Origin of the sequence: Peptoniphilus raoultii (assembly GCF_900099555.1) — a bacterium.
GTDB classification, from domain to species: Bacteria; Bacillota; Clostridia; order Tissierellales; family Peptoniphilaceae; genus Peptoniphilus_A; species Peptoniphilus_A raoultii.
In genome coordinates this window covers 1,297,195-1,316,763 of sequence record NZ_FMWM01000002.1, presented here as the reverse complement: position 1 = coordinate 1,316,763, position 19,569 = coordinate 1,297,195, and the positions used below count along the sequence as shown (strand labels likewise).

The 19,569-nt window shown below is 30.9% G+C and carries 17 protein-coding genes; 14 read left to right on the top strand and 3 right to left on the bottom strand.

Annotation, left to right across the window (positions count from 1 at the left end; translation table 11 throughout):
- The first annotated feature begins 6 nt into the window (after window positions 1-6).
- The 8 genes from ispD to prfA all read left to right on the top strand — a co-directional run bounded on the left by ispD (window position 7) and on the right by prfA (window position 6,816).
- Window positions 7-702, top strand: a complete 696-nt coding sequence (ispD, locus tag BQ4446_RS06410) for a 2-C-methyl-D-erythritol 4-phosphate cytidylyltransferase (RefSeq protein WP_071027672.1) — start codon at window positions 7-9, stop codon at window positions 700-702.
- Between the two features lies 1 nt (window position 703).
- Window positions 704-1,177, top strand: a complete 474-nt coding sequence (ispF, locus tag BQ4446_RS06405; RefSeq protein WP_071027671.1) for a 2-C-methyl-D-erythritol 2,4-cyclodiphosphate synthase — start codon at window positions 704-706, stop codon at window positions 1,175-1,177.
- Window position 1,178: 1 nt separating this feature from the next.
- Entirely contained in the window at window positions 1,179-1,835 is a 657-nt protein-coding gene (gene fsa, locus BQ4446_RS06400) for a fructose-6-phosphate aldolase (RefSeq protein ID WP_071027669.1), read from the top strand.
- On the top strand, window positions 1,835-2,800 hold the full coding sequence (gene glpX / locus BQ4446_RS06395; protein WP_071027667.1) for a class II fructose-bisphosphatase: 966 nt from the start codon (window positions 1,835-1,837) through the stop codon (window positions 2,798-2,800). Before fsa ends, glpX begins: the two co-directional genes overlap by 1 nt.
- An 11-nt stretch (window positions 2,801-2,811) precedes the next feature.
- Window positions 2,812-4,563: a transcription termination factor Rho gene (gene rho, locus BQ4446_RS06390; protein WP_071027665.1), complete on the top strand. Its 1,752-nt coding sequence runs from the start codon at window positions 2,812-2,814 to the stop codon at window positions 4,561-4,563.
- Window positions 4,564-4,668: 105 nt separating this feature from the next.
- Complete coding sequence (gene rpmE, locus BQ4446_RS06385) at window positions 4,669-4,872, top strand: 50S ribosomal protein L31 (RefSeq protein ID WP_071027662.1); 204 nt, start codon at window positions 4,669-4,671, stop codon at window positions 4,870-4,872.
- Window positions 4,873-4,910: 38 nt separating this feature from the next.
- Window positions 4,911-5,741, top strand: coding sequence for a peptide chain release factor N(5)-glutamine methyltransferase (prmC, locus tag BQ4446_RS06380; RefSeq protein ID WP_071027660.1), 831 nt, complete (start codon window positions 4,911-4,913; stop codon window positions 5,739-5,741).
- A 1-nt stretch (window position 5,742) separates the two neighbouring features.
- Window positions 5,743-6,816 (top strand): peptide chain release factor 1, encoded by a 1,074-nt coding sequence (gene prfA / locus BQ4446_RS06375; RefSeq protein ID WP_071027658.1) that lies wholly within the window; start codon window positions 5,743-5,745, stop codon window positions 6,814-6,816.
- Window positions 6,817-6,838: 22 nt separating this feature from the next.
- Here prfA and BQ4446_RS06370 read toward each other — a convergent pair whose 3' ends face one another.
- On the bottom strand, window positions 6,839-7,729 hold the full coding sequence (locus tag BQ4446_RS06370; protein WP_071027656.1) for a mechanosensitive ion channel family protein: 891 nt from the start codon (window positions 7,727-7,729) through the stop codon (window positions 6,839-6,841).
- 150 nt (window positions 7,730-7,879) lie between these two features.
- On the opposite strand from BQ4446_RS06370, the gene BQ4446_RS06365 reads away from it, so the two are divergent.
- The 6 genes from BQ4446_RS06365 (at window position 7,880) to BQ4446_RS06340 (ending at window position 18,532) form a co-directional block, all read left to right on the top strand.
- The gene (locus BQ4446_RS06365) at window positions 7,880-9,076 is read left to right on the top strand and encodes an aminoacetone oxidase family FAD-binding enzyme (protein ID WP_071027651.1); all 1,197 of its coding nucleotides are present in this window, start codon (window positions 7,880-7,882) and stop codon (window positions 9,074-9,076) included.
- 15 nt (window positions 9,077-9,091) lie between these two features.
- The gene (locus BQ4446_RS06360) at window positions 9,092-10,363 is read left to right on the top strand and encodes an NAD(P)H-dependent oxidoreductase (RefSeq protein ID WP_071027649.1); all 1,272 of its coding nucleotides are present in this window, start codon (window positions 9,092-9,094) and stop codon (window positions 10,361-10,363) included.
- 37 nt (window positions 10,364-10,400) lie between these two features.
- Entirely contained in the window at window positions 10,401-10,808 is a 408-nt protein-coding gene (locus BQ4446_RS06355) for an RrF2 family transcriptional regulator (RefSeq protein ID WP_071027646.1), read from the top strand.
- Between the two features lie 234 nt (window positions 10,809-11,042).
- Entirely contained in the window at window positions 11,043-14,144 is a 3,102-nt protein-coding gene (gene ileS / locus BQ4446_RS06350; RefSeq protein WP_071027645.1) for an isoleucine--tRNA ligase, read from the top strand.
- 105 nt (window positions 14,145-14,249) lie between these two features.
- Window positions 14,250-17,153: a UvrD-helicase domain-containing protein gene (locus tag BQ4446_RS06345; RefSeq protein WP_083329051.1), complete on the top strand. Its 2,904-nt coding sequence runs from the start codon at window positions 14,250-14,252 to the stop codon at window positions 17,151-17,153.
- Window positions 17,154-17,188: 35 nt separating this feature from the next.
- Window positions 17,189-18,532, top strand: a complete 1,344-nt coding sequence (locus BQ4446_RS06340) for an acetyl-CoA hydrolase/transferase C-terminal domain-containing protein (protein ID WP_071027643.1) — start codon at window positions 17,189-17,191, stop codon at window positions 18,530-18,532.
- On the opposite strand, the gene mnmL is transcribed toward BQ4446_RS06340, so the two are convergent.
- Together mnmL and BQ4446_RS08660 are read right to left on the bottom strand one after the other, a co-directional pair.
- Window positions 18,533-19,231, bottom strand: coding sequence for a tRNA modification radical SAM protein MnmL/YtqA (gene mnmL / locus BQ4446_RS06335; protein WP_245149708.1), 699 nt, complete (start codon window positions 19,229-19,231; stop codon window positions 18,533-18,535).
- The gene (locus tag BQ4446_RS08660; protein WP_245149684.1) at window positions 19,179-19,475 is read right to left on the bottom strand and encodes a TIGR01212 family radical SAM protein; all 297 of its coding nucleotides are present in this window, start codon (window positions 19,473-19,475) and stop codon (window positions 19,179-19,181) included. The genes mnmL and BQ4446_RS08660 overlap by 53 nt, the downstream gene beginning before the upstream one ends.
- Window positions 19,476-19,569 lie beyond the last annotated feature (94 nt).

Here is a 19,569-nt window from a genome sequence, read left to right as displayed (position 1 = left end):
GTTTTTATGATTAAGGGAAAATTTGTAACTGCTTTTATTGCTGCTGCTGGCATGGGCAAGAGAATGAATTTAGGCATAAATAAACAGTTTCTAACAATTGATGATGTGCCAATTCTTGCCCACACCATAAAAAAAATTGAAGCATCATCATACATTGACTTTATAATTTTAATCATTAAACATTCAGATATTAATTATTTGGGAGAAATTATTTCCAAGTATAAAATATACAAGGACTATAAAATTGTTTATGGGGGCAAGGAAAGGCAAGATTCAATTTATCAGGGCCTTTTAAATATGCCTAAGAAGACGGATATAGTTTTAACTCATGACGGGGCTAGGCCCTTTGTTTCTGTTGAAAAAATTGATGAAGCCATAGAAAAAGTTTTTGTTACTGGAGCAGCAGCCCTAGCCAATAGGGCCAAGGATACTATTAAGGTTTCTTATAACGGAACAACAGTTGATTACACTCCAAATAGAGATTTTTTATGGCAAGTTCAAACGCCTCAAGTTTTTTTGTCAGATATTTTACTTAAGGCCTATGATCAGGCCTACAGAGAGAGATATTACGGAACCGATGACTGTTCTCTTGTTGAAAAGACTAATAGAAAAATTCTTTTAATAGATAATTCCTATAAAAATATAAAAATAACAACAAGAGAAGATTTGATTTTTGCAAGGGCAATTTTAAATAGGAGTTAAGATGAGAATAGGTATAGGATATGACGTTCATAAATTCGCAAGCGATAGAAAATTATTTATTGGTGGTTTAGAAATACCTTATGAGTACGGACTTTTAGGTCATTCAGATGCTGATGTTTTAATTCATGCAATTATGGATGCCCTTTTGGGAGCTATGGGAAAAAGGGATATTGGTTTTTACTTTCCTGATAATGATGAAGAATTTAAGGATATTGATTCAAAAATTTTGTTAAAAAAAGTTTTTCAAATGATGAAGAATGAAAATTACAAGGTAAGTAATATTGATTCAATTGTAATTTGTGAAAAACCAAAACTAAAAAATTATATTGAAGAAATGAGAAAAATTTTGGCGAAAATTTTGGAAACTTCTCCAAGTAATATTTCCATTAAAGCTACAACAACAGAAAAATTAGGCTTTACTGGAAGAGAAGAGGGAATTGCGGCTCAGGCTGTATGTCTTATAGAAAGGGAGTAAAATGAAATTATTTATAGATACGGCAAATATAGACGAAATTCGAGAAATTAATACATGGGGAGTCTTAAGCGGAGTTACAACCAATCCATCTTTAATTGCAAAAAATGGAGGTATTGTAAAAGATGTTTTAAATGAAATTTGTGAGCTTGTTGATGGTCCAGTTTCTGCTGAAGTAAATGCAGAATGTAGTGAGGGTATGATTAAAGAAGCAAGAGAACTTGTAAAAATTCATAAAAACATAATTATTAAAATTCCAATAACAGAAGAGGGTTTAAAGGCTTTAAAAATTCTTTCTAAAGAGGGAATTAAAACAAACCTAACTTTAATTTTTTCTGAAAGTCAGGCTCTTCTTGCTGCAAGAGCTGGAGCGACTTATGTATCTCCCTTTATGGGAAGACTGGATGACATTGGAGAAGACGGTTTAAAACTTGTAGAAAATATTAAAAAGATTTTTGCTCTTCATAATATTGAAACAGAAATTATAGCTGCTTCAGTAAGAAATGTAAGTCATGTAAGAGGAGCTGCCCTTGTAGGATCAGATATAACAACAATTACCTATAAGATTTTTAAGGAAATGATTAGGCATGATTTAACAGTTAAGGGACTAGAAAAATTTAAGGAAGATTTTAATAGAGTTTATAAGAAGGAGATAAAATAATGGATAGAAATTTAGCACTAAATTTAGCAAGAGTTACAGAAGCAGCAGCACTTTCTGCTGGCAGATGGCTTGGAAAAGGCGATAAAAATGGAGCAGACGGAGCAGCTGTTGATGCAATGAGAAGAATGTTTGATACAGTTGAAATTGACGGAACAGTAGTTATTGGCGAGGGAGAAATTGATGAAGCCCCCATGCTTTATATTGGAGAAAAAATAGGCACTAAATCTGGAGAAGAAGAAATTGACATTGCTGTGGATCCAATTGATGGCACAAATTCTGTTGCCAAGGGCGGAACAAATTCAATTGCTGTTCTTGCGGTGGCACCAAGGGGATGCCTATTAAATGCTCCTGATACTTATATGGATAAAATTGCCTGCGGACCAAAGGCCAAGGGAGCCATTAAACTTGATGATAGTGTTGAAGAAAATATTAAAAGAGTTGCAGAAAAATTAAATAAAAATGTTGAAGATATTACGGTTGCAATTTTAGATAGACCAAGACATGAAAAAATAATTAAGGCTATTAGAAAAATGGGTGCAAGAATTAAAAAAGTTTCTGATGGTGATATTGTTACAGCCATTGAAACCTGTTTTGATAATTCAGGAGTAGATTTAATAATGGGTAGAGGAGGAGCACCTGAAGGAGTTATTGCAGCAGCAGCGCTTAAATGCCTTGGCGGTGATTTCCAAGGAAGACTTCACCCCTCAGATGAAAAACAAGAAGAAAGATGCAGACAGCTTCATTCTGACTTAAATAAAATCTATGAAATTGATGATTTAGTAAAGGGAAATGAAGTAATTTTTGCTTTTACCGGAATTTCATCAGGAGAAATTTTGGAGGGAGTAAAATATTACGAAGGAAATATTGCAACAACAGACACCTTAGTTTTAAGACTTCCTTCTGGCACTCAAAGATTTATTAAGTCAACTCATAAACTTGATTTAAAACCAGATTACGCAAAGTAGTAGGAGAATTTATGGCAAATGAGAAAGATAATTCAAGGATTTTAAAAAATAAATCTCTGGAAGATTTAAAAAATATGGCCAGGTCCATGGGAATTAAAGAAGATAATTCTTTTACTAGAGATGACTATTATAATTTTATAGTTTATGGAAAGTTACCAGAAAAAGATATTTATAATCCTGAAGACTTAAAAAAATTAAATATTAAAGACCTTAGAAATTTGGCAGGTGAACTTGGCATAAAGTCTGCCTATAAATTTAAAAAAGATTTTCTTATTGATGAAATTTTAAAGGGAAAGAATGAATCTACCACTGATGAAGAATATGATTTAAATAAAAAAACTGTAGTGGATTTAAGGCAAATTGCAGAAGAACTTAATATTGAAAAGGCCTATTCCTATAAAAAAGATGAGCTTATAAAATTAATTGAGGAAACAAAAGAAATTTCTGAAGATGAAGACTTTTATAAAAATGATGACCTTGATGAAGAGCTAGAAAGTGATTTTTATGAAGAGGAAAAGAAAGAAGAACATTCTTTTGTAGCAGATGATGAAATAGATAAAAAAGAAAAGGCTAAGGCAAAAAAATTTGGCATTGAAATTGAAGGAATATCTGATAATGCAACAGTAGCACTGGGGCAAATGGATAATGCGGAATATGTCTGCGGAATTTTAGAACTTCACCAAGATGGCTATGGTTTTTTGAGATTTAATAATTATCTGCCATCGGACGGAGATATCTATGTTTCTCCATCACAAATAAGAAAATTCAAGCTAAGAAACGGGGATAAGGTTAAAGGAATTGTTAGACCATCAAAGGATGGAGAATCTTTTAACGGACTTATTTATATAGCGGAAGTAAATGATAGGTCGCCAAGCCTTTCAGTTAAAAGACCTTATTTTGAAAATTTAACTCCCCTATATCCAAGACAAAAGATAACCCTAGAAAATTCTGATGAGGATTTGGCAATGAGAGTTATTGATTTAATTTGCCCAATTGGAAAGGGGCAAAGGGGTCTAATAGTTTCTCAACCAAAATCAGGAAAGACTTCTCTTTTAAAGAAAATTGCAAAGTCAATTGAAAAAAATTACCCCAAGATAAAATTATTTGTATTATTAATTGATGAAAGGCCAGAAGAAGTTACAGATATGATTAGGTCTGTTAAGGGAGAGGTTGCCTATTCAACTTTTGATGAAACTCCAAAAAATCACACAAGGGTTGCAGAAATGGTAATTGATAGGGCAAAAAGAATTGCTGAACAAAAAGAAGATGTCGTAATTTTACTAGACTCCTTAACAAGACTTTCTAGGGCCTATAATTTAATTACTCCATCATCTGGCAAAACTCTTTCAGGCGGACTTGATCCTCTTTCCCTTCACAAGCCAAAGAGAATTTTTGGATCTGCCAGAAACTTGGAAGAAGGTGGAAGCCTTACAATTTTAGCAACGGCTTTAATAGAAACTGGCTCTCGTATGGATGACATAATTTTTGAAGAATTTAAAGGAACGGGAAACATGGAGTTACATTTAGACAGAAAACTTTCAGAAAAGAGAATTTTCCCGGCTATTGATATTTATAAATCAGGTACAAGAAAAGAAGAATTTTTGCTTAAGGATGAAGAATTAAATTTTGCCTATAAAATTAGAAATGCTATGGCCTATAATTCTTCAGGAGAAGTAACTGAATTTTTATTAGATGAACTTGTAAATAGCAAAAACAACCAAATATTTTTAAAAAAATCAAAAAACATGACTTTTTCTTATTAAGACTTGTAAAATAAGTAAAAAAGTTGTATAATACTTAAGTAATTCATTTGGAAATATCTATTTTTATGATATAATAAAAAATTAGATGAGATAGGGGGCTTGAGAATGAAAAAGGGAATACATCCGGAATATAAAGAAGCAACAGTAACTTGTGCTTGCGGAAATACTTTTAAAACCGGTTCAGTAAAAGAAGATCTTAAAGTTGAAGTTTGTTCAGAATGTCATCCGTTCTTTACAGGAAAACAAAAATTTACTGATACTGGCGGAAGAATTGAAAAATTCAACAAGAGATATAAGAGAGAAAAATAAAAGGTTAGCAGGCGCTAGCCTTTTTTAATTAAAAAATTATGAAGATAAAAGAAGCTTTAGAAATGGGTAAGGTCTATTTAAAGGGAAGAGAATATACTGACCCATCAAGGGAGTCTACAATGATTTTACTTGAACTTTTAAATAAGGACTATTCATTTTTAGAAATTTATAGGGAAGAAGAACTTACTAAGGAAATAGAAGATAGTTTTTTTGATATTTTAGAGAGAAGAAGGAAGGGAGAGCCCCTTCAATACATAATGGGAAAGGCAAATTTTATGGGCTATGAATTTAAAGTATATCCAGGAGTTTTAATTCCTAGGCAAGATACAGAGCTTTCCCTCGAATATTTATTAAAAATTATTAATGGAAATGCTATAAATTCTATGCTTGATCTTGGATGCGGAAGCGGAATTGTGGGTATTATGGTAAATAAGCTAACTAATATAGAAGTTCATGCTATTGATATTAATGATTTGGCCCTAAAGAATACTGAAGAAAATGCCAGAAAATTTGGAACAGACCTTAAAATTTATAAGAGTAACTTATTTTCTAAGGTCAAGGAAAAGTTTGACATAATCTATTCAAATCCCCCCTACATTAAAACAAAAGATATAGAAAAGCTTCAGGTTGAAGTTAGGGAATATGAACCGAGAAATGCCCTAGACGGAGGAGAAGACGGTCTTTATTATTACAGGGAAATCATCAAAAATTCTAGCGACTTTTTAAATCCCTTTGGATATTTAGTATTTGAAATTTCCTTTGACCAAAAAGAAGATTTAGAAAAACTAATGAAAGATGAGTTTTACCTAGCCTTTAAAAAGGATTTACAAGGCTTTGATAGAATAGTAATAGCTAAAAGAAGGTGTTAAAGTGTACGAAAAATTATCTGTTTTTGAAGACAAATATTTAGAACTAGAAAAAAATTTAATGGATGTAAATATTATAAATGATTCTAATCTTTATCAAAAAACAGCCATTGAGCATGCTGAACTTATGCCTATTGTAAATAAATATAGGGAATATAAGGAAGTTAAGAAAAATTTAGATGATTCTAAGGAATTGCTCAAGGACAAATTAGATGATGATATGAAAGAACTTGTTAAAGAAGATATATCTAATAACGAAAAAAGCCTTAATCAAATTGAAGAGGACTTAAAAATTCTCCTTATCCCAAAAGATCCCAATGACAATAAAAATGTAGTTGTTGAAATTAGAGCAGGAGCAGGAGGAGATGAAGCAGCACTTTTCGCCGGAGTTTTATATAGGCAATATGTTAGATATGCCGAAAGAAGCGGCTGGAAAGTCGACACAGTTTCAAGAAATGAAATAGGAATTGGTGGTTATAAGGAAGTTGTCTTTATGATTTATGGTAAGGGAGCCTATTCAAGATTAAAATATGAATCTGGGGTCCACAGAGTTCAAAGGGTTCCCGAAACTGAAAGTGGAGGCAGAATTCATACGTCAACGGCAACAGTAGCAGTTCTTCCTGAAGTTGAAGATGTGGAAGTGGAAATTGATCCTCAGGATATAAAATTTGATGTTTTTAGGGCATCGGGAAATGGAGGTCAATGTGTAAATACAACTGATTCTGCTGTAAGACTAACCCATCTTCCAACGGGGATTGTAATTTCTTGTCAAGATGAAAAATCTCAGCTTATGAACAAGGAAAAAGCTATGAAACTTTTAAGGGCAAAATTATACGACCTTAAGCTTCAGGAACAAAATGAAAAAAATTCTAAGGAAAGACTTTCGCAAGTGGGAACTGGAGATAGGTCTGAAAGAATTAGGACCTATAATTATCCTCAAGGAAGAGTAACTGACCATAGAATTAATTATACCACCCATCAAATTGAAGCCATAAATGATGGTGAGCTTGACGATTTAATAGATGCTTTAACGGCTCAAGACCAAGTTAAAAAACTTGAAAATTTAGATACAAATTAAGGACAGTTAGCTGTCCTTTTTCTTATTGTTTATCATCGCTATTTAAAATCACAAGTCTTCTTCTAGGCACTTTAATTTTATTTTTATCAAGTTCTTTTTTCATATTTTCAATTAAATTTGCCCTAGTTACAATATAATCAGAAGCCTTAACTTGGCCTCCCATGGCAAATTTTAAGGAATAGTCTGTAATTTCTATAAGCCTTAAATAATATCCTTTTTCATGAATTATATTTTTTTCATTATCTAAAACTTTCTTGCCAAGGGACTTTATAAAATCTTGGTCATAATTAAGAGGGACTTTAAAATTAATACTACATGAAATAGAATCCATTATTGAAAGGTTTGTAATCTTATTTTTCATTATCAAGGAATTAGGGTAGGAAATCATATAGTTTGATGAGTTTAAAAAAACTGTATTAAAAAGCTTAACTGAATGAACTTTTAAAAGCTCATCTTTGTCATCAATATATACATAATCACCAACCCTTAAAGGATTTATGGAAACTATCATAATGCCGCTTGCCAGGTCTTGTAAAGATTCTTTTAAGGCTAAGGCAATAGCTATACCAAAAGAACCAACAAGGGTAATAAGTGACGAGGTGTTAAGGCCTAGATTTCCTGCAATTATAATAATTAAGATAAAAAGATAGACAAAGGAAATACTTTTAACTAAAAAATAAGTAAAGGACCTATTAATATTTCGCCTGTCCATAATTTTTTTTATAACATTTGTAATAATTTTTAAAATATAGACTCCAACAATGTAAATGGCAAGGGCTAAAAGAAATTTTTTAAAAATATTTGACCAGTCAATGGATTGCCAAAAGCTAGGTTTTGTTACTTCTTCAATAACTTCATTTACATCATTTGCATTTGCAACTTTATTTGTTGTTCCAAGAAAAATTTTAGTCATTTTTACTCCTATCCTAAATTATTATATAATTATATTAACATATTTTGAATTAATACAAAAAGCATTTTAATTTATACCCACATCATGAACTTTATTTAGTGAATTATTGAAATTTAAAAGCTAAAAGCTTATAATATTAGGGGAGTGAATATGGATATTATAATAATTGGCGGTGGAGCCAGCGGAATTTTTGCTGCTATTAATTTAAAAAAAAATAATAACAGGGTTCTTATTTTAGAAAAAAATCCTAGAATTGGAAAAAAATTACTTGCCACAGGAAATGGAAGATGTAATTATTCTAACATGAATCTTAGTCCAAGTAATTACAACAATCCTGATTTTGTTAGAAATTCACTGGAAAACTTTTCAAATGAAGACTTAATAAATTTTTTCAAGTTAATTGGTTTAAATTCAACCTATGAAAATAATAGACTATATCCCGTAACTTTAAAGGCAAATTCTGTCCTTGCAGTTTTAATGGCCCAGCTTAAGAGAAAAAAAGTGGAAATTGAAACTGATAGCGAAGTTATAAATATTAAAAGGCAAGGGAATAAATTTAAATTATTTACTAAGGATAAAGTTTTTAGTTGTGATAAGCTTATTTTTGCCTGTGGGGGATCATCTATGCCTGGGTCTGGTTCTGATGGAAGGTCTTATAAACTATTAGAAAATTTAGGCCATACTATTACTAAAATATATCCTGCACTCACACAAATTAAATTAAAAAGCTCATACCTAAAACACCTAAGTGGAACAAAAGTTGTTGGCGAAGTTAAAATATATGCCGGTCAAAAATTAATTGACAAGAGATATGGGGATTTGCTTTTTACTGAATATGGAATTAGCGGACCTCCAATCCTTGACCTATCTAAATATCTAAGCTTATATAATGACATTAATCTAAAGATGCCCTTAATAAATCACTCCGAAAATTTTAATAGAGATGAAATTTATAGTTTTTTCTATATGCATGGAGATTATTCTATTGAAGATTTATTAGTTGGTCTAGTGGATAAAAAATTTATTCATTACATTTTGGGAATATTAGAAATTGATAGGAATGAACCTGTAGGAAATTTAGAAAAGTATTACAGGCCTATAATTAATATGCTTTTTGAATCAGAATTTGCTGCAATTAGCACAACTGGTTTTAAAAATTCTCAGGTGACAGGTGGAGGAGTTACGACAGATGAAGTTTCAAATATTACATTTGAATCAAAAATCCAAAAGGGTCTTTATATAATTGGGGAGGTCCTTGACATTGATGGAGACTGCGGAGGCTATAATCTTCATTTTGCCTTTGCATCTGCTTATAATTTAGGAATAAATTTTTATAACACAAAATGATTTACTGGAGGATATATGTTTTATTTATTAAATAAAATTAAAGATAGAGATCCTATTAAGGTCGGAATTGTCGGTCTTGGAATTATGGGCAAGTCTTTACTTACTACTTTAAGAATTTTAGATGGTTTTGGTCCAGCCTTAATTGCAGCAAGAAGAAGAGAATCTTTGACTGAAGCTTTTGGCGTTGCGGGAATTTCTGAAAATGAATATATAATTACAGATGACATTGACAAGGCTAGAATAGCCTTAAAAAATAATAAGTATGTTGGAAGCCTTGATATAAATCTTGCCTCAACTCTTACAGATGTTGTTGTGGATGCAACAGGAGATACAAATACAGGTACAATTATTTCCCTTAATGCCATTAAAAATAAAGTTCATATAGTATCCTTAAATGTAGAAATGGATTCAACAGTCGGTCCTTATCTTAAGGATTTGGCAAAAGATGCTGGTGTTGTTTATTCAGGAACAGCTGGCGATGAACCTGGAGCAATTATTGATTTATATGATTTTTGTAAGTCTTGTGGTTTTGATGTTTTAGTTTTAGGTAAGGGGAAAAATAATAAACTTGATAATTTTGCAAATCAAGATGACCTAGCAGATGATGCAAAGAGGAGGGGCATAAATAAAAGAATGCTAACATCTTTTGTGGACGGAACAAACACTATGCTTGAACTGAATGCAGTATGCAATGCAGTTGGTTTTGCACCAGATGTGAGAGGTTGCCATTTCTTTACATCAAGTCCTAAAAAACTTACTGATGATATAAAATTAAAAGAAGATGGAGGACTTTTAAATTCCTATGGGATAGTTGACTTTGTCAAGGGAATTGCACCTGGAGTTTTTGCCATAGTTAAGACAAAATCTACCTTCATCACTGATGAAATGAAATATCTTTCCATGGGAGATGGAGAAAATTTTGCAATTTATAGGCCCTACCATTTAACAAGTCTTGAAACTCCAAAATCAATTATGAGGGCTGTAATTCTTGGGGATTCTACAATTGCACCTAAGGATAAACCCTATGCAGAATCTGTAACCGTAGCAAAAAAAGATATTAAAAGAGGAGAAAAATTTGACGGAATTGGTGGTTATACAGTTTTTGGATCTTTGGAAAAAGCTGAAATTCAAAAAAGAGATATACTTTTACCAATTGGGATATTGACAGAAGGTGCTCTTGCAAAAAGAGATATAAAAAAGGGAAGCCTTATAACTTATGATGACGTAGACTTAAATGAAGAAAGTCAAATAGTAAAGATAAGAAGATTGCAGGATGAAATTTATTGACATAATTTTGAAATTATAATAGAATTAGGAGAGATTAATGAGAATTACGCAAGAAACGGATTACGCCTTTAGAATAGTTAGTTTCTTAGCTAAGCATGAATTTGAAATTATAGGAGCACCAATAATAGCTAAAGAAGAAGGTGTAAGTGAAAGATTCACTCTTAGAATACTCAGAAAATTAAATTTAGCTGGTATTACTTATGCTTTAAGGGGTGTTAAGGGTGGTTATTCTTTAAAAAAACCTAAGGAAGAAATTACTCTATATGATATAATAGTTGCAGTTGACGGTCCGATAATTATAAATAAATGTTTAGAAAATGGACCCTATTGCTCAAAACACACTAAGGACGGAATGAAACACTGCAAATTTCATGTTAAGTTAAATAAAATTCAAAGCAGTATAATTAATATGTTTGAAAGTGAAACAATAGATAATTTTATATAAAACTTTGAAGAGAATGGTATAAAAAAGCTCTCACAAGAGAAGAACTGGTTGGTGAAAAGTTTTGATCTTTTTTATACGGATCAGCTTGGAGTTTATGGTTAATAGCTATATATATTTTGAGAGATTTACCTAAATAAATAGGGTGGTACCGCGGCATGTTCGTCCCTTCTTTAAAGAGGGGATTTTTTTATTAGGAAAAAATAGTTAATTTGTATATATAGAGAGGAGATTTAGATGAGTAAATTTAAAAATTTATCCAAAGAATCGGCTTGTCAAAGAGAAGGCAATATTTCAAAATATTGGGAGGAAATTGATCTTCTTCACAAGTGTGTAGACGCAAAAGAAGGCGGGGAATCTTACATTTTTTATGAGGGTCCACCAACAGCAAATGGCAAACCAGGAATCCATCATGTTATGGCAAGAACTTTAAAGGATTTAACTTGCAGATACCATACCATGCTAGGCTATAAAGTTAAGAGAAAAGCAGGTTGGGATACTCATGGACTGCCAGTTGAAATTGAAGTTGAAAAAAAATTAGACCTTCATAACAAACAGGATATTGAAAAATATGGTATTGAAAAATTTAATGAAAAATGTAAAGAGTCTGTATTTGAATATGAAAAAGAATGGAGAACTCTTACAAAAAGAATGGGATATTTAATTGATTTAGACAATCCATATATAACTCTTGACAATAATTATATTGAAAGTGTTTGGAATATTTTAGATAAGATGTTTAAAGATGGCCTAATCTATGAGGGTCATAAAATTCTTCCCTACTGTGCAAGATGCGGAACCGGTCTTGCATCTCACGAAGTTGCTCAAGGATATGAAGAAATTACTACAACAGCAGTTACAGTAAAATTCAAGAGAAAAGATGGGGACAATGAATACTTTCTTGCATGGACAACAACTCCATGGACCCTACCTTCAAATGTTTCCTTAACAGTGCATCCGGATGTAGATTATGTTAAGGTAAAAATGGAAGACGAATTTTATTATTTAGCTGAAAATTTACTTGAAAAAGTTTTACAAGATAGGGACTATGAAATTGTAGAAAAAATGAAGGGAAAGGATCTTGAATATATTGAATATGAACAGCTTCTTCCTTTTATAAAAGTAAATAAAAAGGCCTTTTTCATCACTCTTGCAGATTATGTAACAACTGAAGACGGAACCGGTATTGTCCATTCTGCACCAGCCTTTGGTGAAGATGATTATCAAACCGGAAGAAGGTATAATCTTCCTGTTGTAAATCCTGTTGATGAAGAAGGGAAATTTACAGAAACTCCTTGGAAGGGAAATTTTGTAATTGATAGCGACCCGGAAGTTATTAAATATTTACTTGAAAATGATATTTTATTCGCCAAGGGTAAAATTAAACACAATTATCCTCACTGTTGGAGATGTCATACTCCATTAATTTATTATGCACACCCATCTTGGTATATTGAAGTTACAAAATTTAAGGATAAGATGGTTGAAAATAACAAGGGAGTAAATTGGTTCCCAGACTTTGTAGGAGAAAAGAGATTTGGGAACTGGCTTGAGAATCTAAATGATTGGGCAATTTCCCGTTCCAGATATTGGGGAACTCCTCTTCCTCTTTGGAAATGTGAATGTGGTCATGTTGAATCAGTTGGATCAAGAAAAGATTTAAAGGAAAGAGCAATAGAAGATATTAATGAAGATTTAGAACTTCACAGACCCTATGTTGATAATGTTCATTTAAAATGTCCTGATTGCGGAAAAGAAATGAACCGTGAAAAGGATGTAATTGACGTCTGGTTTGATTCTGGTTCTATGCCTTTCGCTCAATGGCACTATCCCTTTGAGCATAAAGAAGATTTTAAGGATCTTTTCCCAGCTGATTTTATCTGCGAAGGGATTGACCAAACAAGAGGATGGTTCTATTCTTTAATTGCAATTTCAACATATCTAACAGGAAAAAGCCCTTATAAAAATGTACTTGTAAATGATTTAATCCTAGATAAATTTGGCAAAAAAATGTCTAAGTCCAAGGGAAATACCGTTGCTCCCTTTGAACTTTTCGATAAATATGGGGCAGATGTTGTAAGGTGGTATTTAATTTATGTTTCACCACCATGGACTCCAACAAAATTTGATGAAGACGGCCTTAAAGAAGTTGAATCAAAATTCTTCAGATCTTTAAGAAATACCTATAATTTCTTTAGTCTTTATGCCAATACTGATAATATAGATCCAAGAGAATTTAATGTCTCATATGAAGTTAGAGATGAAATAGACAAGTGGCTTCTTTCAAAATACAATAAACTTTTAAAAAATGTAAAAGAAGATATGGATAAATTTGAACTTACAAAAGTTGTAAGAGAAATTCAGGATTTTGTAATTGAAGATCTTTCCAATTGGTATATTAGAAGAAACAGAAGAAGATTTTGGAAGACAGATAAGGATGATTCAAAATTTGCAGTATATGCCACAACTTATGAAGTTTTAGTTGGAATTTGCAAAATAATTGCACCGATTGTACCCTTTATTTCAGAGGAATTGTTTAAGTCCTTAACAGATGAAGAGTCAGTTCACCTTGCAGAATATCCACTCGCTAATGAAGAACTAATAAATCCTCAAATTGAAGAAAAAATGGACCTTGTAAGAGATTTAGTTGCTCTTGGAAGAGCTTCAAGAGAAGATGCAAAAATTAAAGTACGTCAACCACTTTCAAAAGTAATAATTGACGGAAAATATAAAGACATTATTAGCGATTTAACTGAACTTATTATGGAAGAATTAAATGTAAAAGAAGTGGATTTTGAAAATGACCTATCTCAATTTATGAACTATGAATTAAAACCAAACTTTAGAGAAGTTGGAAAAATTTTAGGACCAAAGATTAAAGAATTTTCAAAATATTTAAATGAGGTAAATCCTAAGGATTTTATAGAAAAATTAGAACAAGGACCAGTTAGCTTAAAATTAAATGGGGAAATTGCAGAAATTACAAAAGATTATATTTTAGTAAACATTAAATCCAAGGAGGGATTTGACGTTAAAATGGAAAATAACATCTTTGTAATTTTAGATACTGAACTTAACGAAGGCCTTATTAATGAAGGTTATGTTAGAGAATTTATTTCTAGAATTCAGCAATTTAGAAAAAAACTTGACCTTGACGTTTTAGATAATATTAATATTTTCTACAAGTCAGATGAAGAAGTTACAAATGCATTAAAAGCTGAAGAAGAATTTATTAAAACAGAAACCCTTGCACAAAATATTGGAATTAAAGATAATGACGGGGAAGAATCTAATTTAAATGGCCACGACATTAAAATAAATATTGAAAAAGTAAAATAATTTTTAGCAAAGCCTTTTTATAGGGCTTTGTTTTTTGCCTTATTTTAAATTTTCACATTTTATTATATACTAGTAATCAGATAAAGAATAAAAAGAGGAATTTATATGCTGAAATTAAATGAAACCCAAAAACTTGCTTCTACAAATTTAAAGGATAATATTTCCCTGGTGGCAGGAGCTGGCACTGGTAAGACTAGAGTTTTAAAGGAAAGATTTATAAATATTGTTAAGGCTCAAGGGGGCAGATGTGACAATATTTTAGCCATAACTTTTACAGAAAAGGCTGCTAATGAAATGAATAACAGAATTTGTGAGGATCTTGCAAATCTTCCTTATTCATCTTTTCTTGAAAATTTAAATATTATGACTATTCATTCCTTTTGCAGGGATTTAATTTCTTCTTATTCAAGATATGTTAATATCAATCCTCAGTCCATTGTTGACAGCGAGTGGACTTGTGCCAATTTATTTGACCTTGCCCTTAATGAAATTTTGGACAAGAGGAAAGATGACTTATATTTTAATTTTATTCTTGATTTTGATATAAATAAAAAGATTTTTAAAAATATAATAGCTGGTCTTTATAATAAAATTATTGATAATGGCATAGGAATTGATGATTTAGAAAATCTTACTTTTAAAAACTATTCAAGTGCTTATAAATTTGAGGACCTAAGAGATTTACTAATTGACCTATCGTCAAATAAGTCTTTTAAAAAATTAAGAAATTTTATGGAAGAAGATTTTGATAGTATTTTTGCAAAAGATATTTTTTCGGAGGAAGATTTAAATTTAGTAAGGGATTTATTTTCAAGTATAAAAAAGGAAAATCCAAAAATCACAAAAGTAAGAGAAATTATAAGTTCTCTTTCCCTTAGTCTTGATAAGAAAAATCATCCCTACTATAAACTTATATTTGAAATTTTATGGACCTTAAAAAAATCTTATGAGAAAATGAAAAGGGATAATAAACTTTTAGATTATAACGACCTTTTATTTTATGCCCAAGAACTTGTTAGTCTTCCTGAAATTAAAAATAAATTAAAATCTTCTTATGACTATATTCTTGTCGATGAATTTCAGGATACAAATATGGTTCAAAATGAGATTATTAAATCCTTTGAAGGAGCAAATTTATTTATTGTTGGTGATCCCAAGCAATCAATTTATTCTTTTAGGGGAAGTGACATCTATTCCTATTATGAAATGACAAAGACCTTTGAAGAAGAGGGCATTAGTCTAAATATGGATATTAATTATAGGACGGATGCAAAAATTATAGAAGATATAAATTTACTTTTTCAAAATAAATTTGATAATTATCAAGGCCTTGAAGGTGCAAGAGATAAAACGAGGGGTGCTGAATATTTTATAGAAGAAGATGATAGGTCTTTTATTAAACTGATAAAAAGCCTTTTAAAGACATCTGAAATGAAAGATATAGCTATCCTTGCAAGAACAAATAATGAAATAAATAGCCTTGAAGAAATCCTTAAAGATGAAAATATACCTGTAAATAAAGGGACAATAAAATTAAAGAACCTTGAAATTATTAAGTTTTCCTTAAATTTTATTGAACTAATTTATAATAATAATGACTTTAAGGCTTTTTCAACTTATATTTCATCACCCTTTGTAAATCTTTCCTTTGATTATCTTGTGAAAGTTCTTTTAAGGGGAGTAAGAGATATTTCAAAAGCTCTTGACTTGGAAATTGACTATAAATATAAAAAAGCCATAGATTTTTATAAGAAATATGCAAATATTAAAAATTCTTTAGCCCTTGATGATTTAATAAAAAATATTATAGGGGATCTTGCAAATTTTACAATTGACAGAAATGATATGGACTATCTCTATGAATTTTATAATTTAGCTGTAGAATTTACAGATCTTGGATACAAAAACCTAGGACTTTTTTCTAAGTATCTTGATATTAAAGAAACAGAAGATCTTTCAAAGGGTCTTAATCTCTTGACAATTCATTCATCAAAGGGTCTCGAATTTAATAATGTAGTAATTTACAATATGTCAAAAAGTTTAAATTTATCTTCCTCTTGGAAAGTTAATTTTGATAGGGAATATGGCCTTGCTATAAATTCGGATAGGTCATCAGGAAAATATTTTTTAGTTGAAGATAAGTATAAAAATGAGGGGCTGGAAGAGGAAAAAAGGATTTTATATGTTGCCATGACTAGGGCAAGGGATAGGCTAATACTTGTAAAAAAACCAAAAGATGGTTCTAATTCTTATATCAGCCTCTTAGAATCTTATGATAACTTAAGTATACTTGAAATTCAAAATGAAGAAGAATTTAAAGCTTTAGATAAAAAGGCTAGATTATTTTTAGATAATGATATAGAATTTTTATATAAGTATAGGCAAAATTATTCAGTTACAGATTTCTTAAATTATAAATTGGATCCTAAGGCCTATTTTGATAAATTTTTCTTTGACAAGGAAGTAAAAGTTCTTGCTGGCAAAACATTTTTTGTAGATGCAAAAAATAGGGGTAATATTATTCACCTATTTGCCAAGACCTATAGGGAAGGAGAAAATATTGACTCTCACCTTAAATCTCTCTTTAAATTTTTTAGGGAGGATATAAACCAAGAAAAATTTAAAGAAATTAAGGACCTTGCAAATAATTATTTGAAGCTTAAGGATAAAGATATTTTGTTCAAAGAACTTGAATATTTTTATGACTTTAGGGGCAATATTGTAAGAGGATTTATTGACCAAATAATTTATAATAAGGGTATTTATATTGTGGATTTAAAAACATCGGATCTAAATGAAGAGGAACTTTTAAAATATTATAGTCCTCAGCTTAGACTTTATTCTAAAATTTTTGGTCATAATTATAAAAAAGAAGTTAAGGGAGCTTATATTTATTCCCTAAAGCATGGAAAGAAAATTCCCGTAGACCTTTCAAGGGAAGCCATGAAAAAAACGGAAGATGAATTTTTTGACTTTATTGAAAAATCTAAGAAATTAGAATTTAAATAGATTCCATAGATATATGTTTTAATTAAGGAGGAAATATGGATTATAAGAAAATTTTTAATGAGAAATTAATAAGTCCCAAGCAGGCCGCAGGACTTGTTAAAGACGGGATGAAAATTGATTACGGCTGGGCAGCTGGCATGTGCCAAACATTTGATAAGGCCTTAGCAAAAGACCTTGACAGATTAAATGAAATACAGGTTAGTTGCGGGGTTATTCTTTGGAAGCCTGCAATTTTTGATGCAGATCTAGATGGCAAAAAAATAATTTGGAACTCTTACCACTCAGGTGGTCCTGACAGAAAAAGAATTAATGCAGGTGAAGGTGGATTTTATGTTCCCCTAAGATATTCAGAAGTTCCAAGATGGATTAGAGAAAATATTGATATTGATATTGCAGTTGTTGTTGCTACACCAATGAATAAGCATGGATATTTTAATTTTGGAATAAGTGCCTCTCACCAAATGGCAGTAATTGAAAAGGCAAAAAAAGTTATAATTGAAGTTAATGAAAATGTACCTTATTGTCAAGGTGGAATGGAACATGAAATTTCTGTAAATGACGTTGACTATATTATTGAAAGCGGAAATCCGCCACTAGTAGAAATCCCTGAAGGAGCTTTTACTGATGTTGATAGAAAAGTTGCCAATTTAATTGTAGAAGAAATTCCAAACGGTGCAACATTACAACTTGGTATTGGTGGAATGCCAAATGCAGTAGGATCACTTATTGCAGAATCAGATTTAAAGGATTTAGGTGTTCATACAGAAATGTATGTTGACGGATTTGTAGATATGACTTTAAAAGGAAAAGTTACTGGAGCAAAGAAAAACATAGATAGATTTAGACAAGTTTATGCTTTTGCTGCTGGTTCAAAAAAACTTTATGACTTCTTGGACAACAATAGTGAAGCCATGGCAGCTCCAGTTGATTATACAAATTCAGCTGCAACTTGTGCACAAATTGACAATTTCATTTCCATTAACAATGCAGTAAATATTGACCTCTACGGCCAAGTATCTTCTGAATCATCTGGTTTAAAACATATATCAGGCGCAGGCGGACAATTTGACTTCACTCTTGGAGCATATTTATCAAAGGGAGGCAAGGCATTTATCTGCTTGTCATCACAATTTGCCAATAAAAAGACTAATAAAAATGAATCAAGAATAGTTCCTCAATTTGATTATGGAACAGCTATTACAATTCCACGCCCATGTACTCATTATTTAGTTACTGAATATGGAAAATTTAATTGCAAGGGTCGTTCAACTTGGGAAAGAGCAGAAGGAATTATTAACTTAGCTGCTCCGGAATTTAGAGATGACCTAATTAAAGAAGCTGAAAAATTAAATATTTGGAGACATTCAAATAAGAGATAATTAATAATTTTTCCAATAAGAAACAGCCTTATTAATATCCTCGTCCTTTAGGATGGGGATATTTTTTTCTTTTAATATTTTATCTATAGTAGAAACAACCTTTAATTTGTCGCCACACCATCTTGGCCTATAAAGAGTTTTTATGTCTGGGTCTCCTGTAATCCTATGGACAACTGTGTAGTCATTTAAAGTTATAAGGCTTTCAATAACAAGGTCAATATATTCATTCATCGAAAGAAGATTAAAGGGATTTTCTAAATAATAGGCATAAATGGGAGAATTTTTTTGTATATATAAATTATGAAATTTTATCCCAAAGGGTTTCAAAGAATTGGCATATGTAAAAGTATTAGTAAAATCTTTTTTATCCTCTCCTGGAAGACCATAAATAAGATGAAGGACATATTTTATTTTATTTTTATCCAGCTTTTCTATAACTTCATTAAATTTATTATGGCTATAACCTCTATTTATTAATTTTAAGCTTTCATCCTTTGTAGTTTGAAGACCAATTTCAAGCCACAATAATTTTTCCTTAGATAATTCTTTTAATAATTCAATTTTTTGATCATCAAGGCAGTCGCATCTTGTTGCAATTGAAAGAGCCTTAATATCATCCCTATTTATTACATAGGAGTATAAATTTTTAAGGTGGAAAAAATCTCCATAGGTGTTGGAAAAATTTTGAAAATAAGCTATGTAATTTTGGGCTTTCCATTTTTTTAGACAATTTTATTTTTTGATCTTTAATTTGGTCTTCAAGAGAAAGTTTCTTAGAAGATGTAAAATCGCCACTGCCAAAGTCAGAGCAAAAAAGACAGCCTTCAAAAGACAAGTTGCCGTCACGATTGGGACAGGTAAATCCACCGTCAAGGGAAAGCTTAACACTTTTTCCTGACAAATAAATTTTAAAAAAATCATTAAAAGATAAAAATCTTCTCATATTCTCACCAAGCTTATTTTATCAAAATAAATATTTAAATAAAAGAGCTTGCTTTATGCAATGACATGTTTTATACTTTATTTAGTATTAGAAA

Excerpts from the sequence above, each read along its gene's own strand:
- fsa (WP_071027669.1), top strand. The coding sequence starts at position 1,179 with ATGAAATTATTTATAGATACGGCAAATATAGACGAAATTCGAGAAATT.
- ispD (WP_071027672.1), top strand. The coding sequence starts at position 7 with ATGATTAAGGGAAAATTTGTAACTGCTTTTATTGCTGCTGCTGGCATG.
- rpmE (WP_071027662.1), top strand. The coding sequence starts at position 4,669 with ATGAAAAAGGGAATACATCCGGAATATAAAGAAGCAACAGTAACTTGT.
- ileS (WP_071027645.1), top strand. The coding sequence starts at position 11,043 with ATGAGTAAATTTAAAAATTTATCCAAAGAATCGGCTTGTCAAAGAGAA.
- BQ4446_RS06360 (WP_071027649.1), top strand. The coding sequence starts at position 9,092 with ATGTTTTATTTATTAAATAAAATTAAAGATAGAGATCCTATTAAGGTC.
- BQ4446_RS06365 (WP_071027651.1), top strand. The coding sequence starts at position 7,880 with ATGGATATTATAATAATTGGCGGTGGAGCCAGCGGAATTTTTGCTGCT.
- glpX (WP_071027667.1), top strand. The coding sequence starts at position 1,835 with ATGGATAGAAATTTAGCACTAAATTTAGCAAGAGTTACAGAAGCAGCA.
- prmC (WP_071027660.1), top strand. The coding sequence starts at position 4,911 with ATGAAGATAAAAGAAGCTTTAGAAATGGGTAAGGTCTATTTAAAGGGA.
- BQ4446_RS06345 (WP_083329051.1), top strand. The coding sequence starts at position 14,250 with ATGCTGAAATTAAATGAAACCCAAAAACTTGCTTCTACAAATTTAAAG.
- BQ4446_RS06370 (WP_071027656.1), bottom strand. The coding sequence starts at position 7,729 with ATGACTAAAATTTTTCTTGGAACAACAAATAAAGTTGCAAATGCAAAT.
- BQ4446_RS06355 (WP_071027646.1), top strand. The coding sequence starts at position 10,401 with ATGAGAATTACGCAAGAAACGGATTACGCCTTTAGAATAGTTAGTTTC.
- BQ4446_RS08660 (WP_245149684.1), bottom strand. The coding sequence starts at position 19,475 with ATGAGAAGATTTTTATCTTTTAATGATTTTTTTAAAATTTATTTGTCA.
- rho (WP_071027665.1), top strand. The coding sequence starts at position 2,812 with ATGGCAAATGAGAAAGATAATTCAAGGATTTTAAAAAATAAATCTCTG.
- BQ4446_RS06340 (WP_071027643.1), top strand. The coding sequence starts at position 17,189 with ATGGATTATAAGAAAATTTTTAATGAGAAATTAATAAGTCCCAAGCAG.
- ispF (WP_071027671.1), top strand. The coding sequence starts at position 704 with ATGAGAATAGGTATAGGATATGACGTTCATAAATTCGCAAGCGATAGA.